The sequence below is a fragment of the Streptomyces phytophilus genome (assembly GCF_013870535.1).
GTDB lineage: Bacteria > Actinomycetota > Actinomycetes > Streptomycetales > Streptomycetaceae > Streptomyces > Streptomyces phytophilus.
This window is the reverse complement of sequence record NZ_JACBXC010000801.1, coordinates 1-2841: the sequence shown is the minus strand read 5'-3', so window position 1 is coordinate 2841 and position 2841 is coordinate 1. Positions and strand designations below refer to the sequence as shown.

At 74.4% G+C, this 2841-nt stretch carries 3 protein-coding genes and 1 pseudogene; 1 reads left to right on the top strand and 3 read right to left on the bottom strand.

The features are described 5' to 3' along the window. Nucleotides 1–70 precede the first annotated feature (70 nt). Complete coding sequence (locus H5J30_RS25455) at nucleotides 71–922, top strand: serine hydrolase (RefSeq protein ID WP_181789687.1); 852 nt, start codon at nucleotides 71–73, stop codon at nucleotides 920–922. Between the two features lie 4 nt (nucleotides 923–926). Here the strand turns inward: H5J30_RS25455 and H5J30_RS25450 are convergent, their stop codons facing one another. The 3 genes and pseudogenes from H5J30_RS25450 to H5J30_RS25440 all read right to left on the bottom strand — a co-directional run. Beyond that, nucleotides 927–1820 carry an LLM class flavin-dependent oxidoreductase gene (locus H5J30_RS25450; protein ID WP_181789686.1) on the bottom strand — a complete coding sequence of 298 codons (894 nt, stop codon included), beginning with the start codon at nucleotides 1818–1820 and terminating at the stop codon, nucleotides 927–929. A gap of 61 nt (nucleotides 1821–1881) precedes the next feature. Beyond that, complete coding sequence (locus H5J30_RS25445) at nucleotides 1882–2424, bottom strand: hypothetical protein (protein ID WP_181789685.1); 543 nt, start codon at nucleotides 2422–2424, stop codon at nucleotides 1882–1884. A 79-nt stretch (nucleotides 2425–2503) separates the two neighbouring features. Continuing rightward, nucleotides 2504–2841, bottom strand: a pseudogene (locus H5J30_RS25440) (hypothetical protein); the annotation flags it as partial.

Below are 2841 nucleotides of genomic sequence, written 5' to 3'. Positions count from 1 at the left end.
GCACCCGCTCGGTCCAGGCGAGTACGGCGGCGGCGGTGGCGACCCCGCCCACCGCACCGCCACATCCCGCATCCGCCGGGCGTTCACGGAAGCCGGCGTCACCGGCCAGCTCCACGCACGCGACATCGACACCGGATCCGGCCTCGCCGTCGCCGCCGACACCCCGGTCAGCACGGCCAGCGTGCACAAGGTGTGCCTCCTGGCCACCCTCTACCGCGAGGCCGAGCAGGGCCGCGTCGATCTCGCCGCCGCCGTCGACATCCCCGCCGCCGGCCGCACCCCCGGCCCCACCGGGCTCGGCGCCATGCGCGACGCCGCCCGCCTCTCGCTGCGCGACCTGGCCGTCCTCGCGGTCTCCGTCAGCGACAACACCGCCGCCGACGTGCTGTGGGACACCGTCGGCATCGAGGCCGTCAACCGCACCATGACCGCCCTGGGCCTGACCCGTACCACCGCCGTGCAGAAGGTACGCGACCTCTACGCCGCACTCGCCGAGGACGCCGGCGACGCCGGTGCCACCGCGCTCCTCGACCCCGCCCGTGTCGCCCGCCTCCGGGCCCTCGACCCAGCCCGTACCAACCGCTCCACCCCGCGCGATCTCACCGCCCTCCTCGCCGCCGTCTGGCGCGACGAGGTGTGCACCGGCGCGTACGCCGCCGACCTGCGCCGCACGCTGGGCACCCAGGCGTGGGGGCACCGGCTGGCGTCCGGTTTCCCCTTCGACGACGTACGCGTCAGCGGGAAGACGGGCACGCTGCCGACGCTGCGGCACGAGATCGGCGTCGTGGAGTACCCGGACGGAGGTCGCTACGCGGTCGCCGTCTGCACCCGAGCCGCCGCGACCGCCGTGACGCTCCCGGCGGCCGACGCGGTGATCGGCACCGCGGCCCGGCTGGCGGTGGACGCACTCCGCGCCCCGTGAGCTGTCAGGCCGCCAACTGCCCGGGCGCCTCGGTCGCGATGCGCTCGAAGACGGCCTCGTCGGCGGCGAAGACCGAGTCCGGGATGGGCCAGTGCAGCACGATCTCGGTGAAGCCGAGGGCGGCGTGGCGGCCCGCGAAGTCGACGAAGGCGTCGAGGGAGTCCAGCGGCCGGTCCGGGGTGAAGCCGGCGAGCAGCACCTTCTCCAGGGCCGCGGTGTCCCTTCCCACGGCGGCGCCGGCCTCGGCGAGGCGGTCGACCTGGGTGCGGATGGCCGCGAGGGAGTCGGCGGCGGTGCCGGTCGCGGAGGTCCGGGGGTCGCCGGTGGTCACCCACGCCTGCCCGTACCGGGCGGCCAGCCGCATGCCGCGCGGCCCGGTCGCCGCCACGGCGAACGGCAGCCGCGGCCGCTGCACGCAGCCGGGGATGTTGCGTACCTCGTGCGCGGAGTAGTAGGTGCCCGCGTACGACGTGGTGTCCTGCGTCAGCAGCGTGTCCAGCAGCGGCACGAACTCCCCGAACCGCTCCGTCCGCTCCCGCACCGCCCACGGCTGCTGCCCCAGCGCGGTCGCGTCGAACCCGGAACCTCCGGCTCCGATCCCCAGCACCATCCGCCCGCCCGACACGTCGTCGAGCGAGATCAACTCCTTGGCCAGCGTGACCGGATGGCGGAAGTTCGGCGAGGTCACGAGCGTGCCGAGGCGCAGCCGGGAGGTCGCGCAGGCGGCGGCGGTCAGGGTCGGCAGGGCACCGAACCAGGGCCCGTCGCGAAACGTGCGCCAGGAGAGGTGGTCGTAGGTGTACGCGGCGGAGAAGCCCAACTCCTCCGCCCGCTGCCATTGCGCACGACCGCCGGAGTGCCACCGCCGGACGGGCAGGATCAGGGTGCTCAGTCGCATACCGCGACCCTACGGCCTGCGTTGCGGGGCCGCAGGGTCGCAGCGGGGGGCTGGACGGGGGTCAGCAGCCGCCGCAGTTGTAGTACGTGACGTCCCAGTGGTTGCCCTCGCGGGCGTAGATGTTGCCGGAGCCGGACTGGTACATCGCGGCGCCGTCGCCGCGCTGGCCGATGTAGGCGAAGTTGCCGGTCACGTAGTTGTTGATGCAGGTGCCGAGGGAGTAGTCGAGCTTGTAGCCGTTCCAGTGGCTGTACGTGCCGCCGGCGTGGCCGGTCTCGGTGCCGCCGGTGATGTTCAGGGCGCAGCCGCTCGCGGACTTGAGGGTCTGGGCGCCCTGGGCGGAGGGGAGGTTGAGCTGGTCGAAGGAGGTGCAGGTGGAGTTGTTGCGGTCGGAGCAGCCGCCGGAGGACGACCAGGTGATGCCGGAGGAGCGGAACATCGACGTGGCCTGGGAGTGGCTGATCTTCGTGACCAGGGGCGCGGCCGGCGAGGTGGCCTTGGCGGGGGCCGCGGGGCCTGCCGCGGCCGAGGCGGGGGCGGCGGCGACGCCCACCGAGGCGCCGACGACGAGGGCCAGGGCGGTGAGTGCGGAACGTACGCGCATGTGGAACCTCCTGCTGGGGTGGGGAGTTGTGGGGGTTTCCGGCTGAGCAGGTGGTACATCGCAGGATGATGCCCGATGTCTACGCGCGTCGCCAGGGGGCGCGGGGGCGGAGGTGGGGGAACTTCGCGGCGGGGCGGGCGCGTCTGTGTCCGGTGTGGGGGAGGAAGGGGCGGGTGGTGCGGGCGTGGACGGCGGGGAGGTGCGCGGTCGACAGGTGCGGGGCCGGGAGGTGGGCGGCCGGGAGATGCGGGGTCGAGAGGTACGTGGTCAGGAGATGCGTGGTCGGGAGGTACGCCGGGGTGCCGGTGTCGGGCTGGGCGGGTGCGGGCTCGCGCTGTTCGGGGCCGCCGTCGCGCCGCTCGTCTGGGCACCGCAGGCGGCGGTCAGTGTGCGCGGCGGGTTCGAGGGGCACGCGCG

Bases quoted from the DNA above. Each gene is read 5' to 3' on its own strand.
- H5J30_RS25450 (WP_181789686.1), bottom strand. From the start codon at position 1,820: ATGCGACTGAGCACCCTGATCCTGCCCGTCCGGCGGTGGCACTCCGGC.
- H5J30_RS25445 (WP_181789685.1), bottom strand. From the start codon at position 2,424: ATGCGCGTACGTTCCGCACTCACCGCCCTGGCCCTCGTCGTCGGCGCC.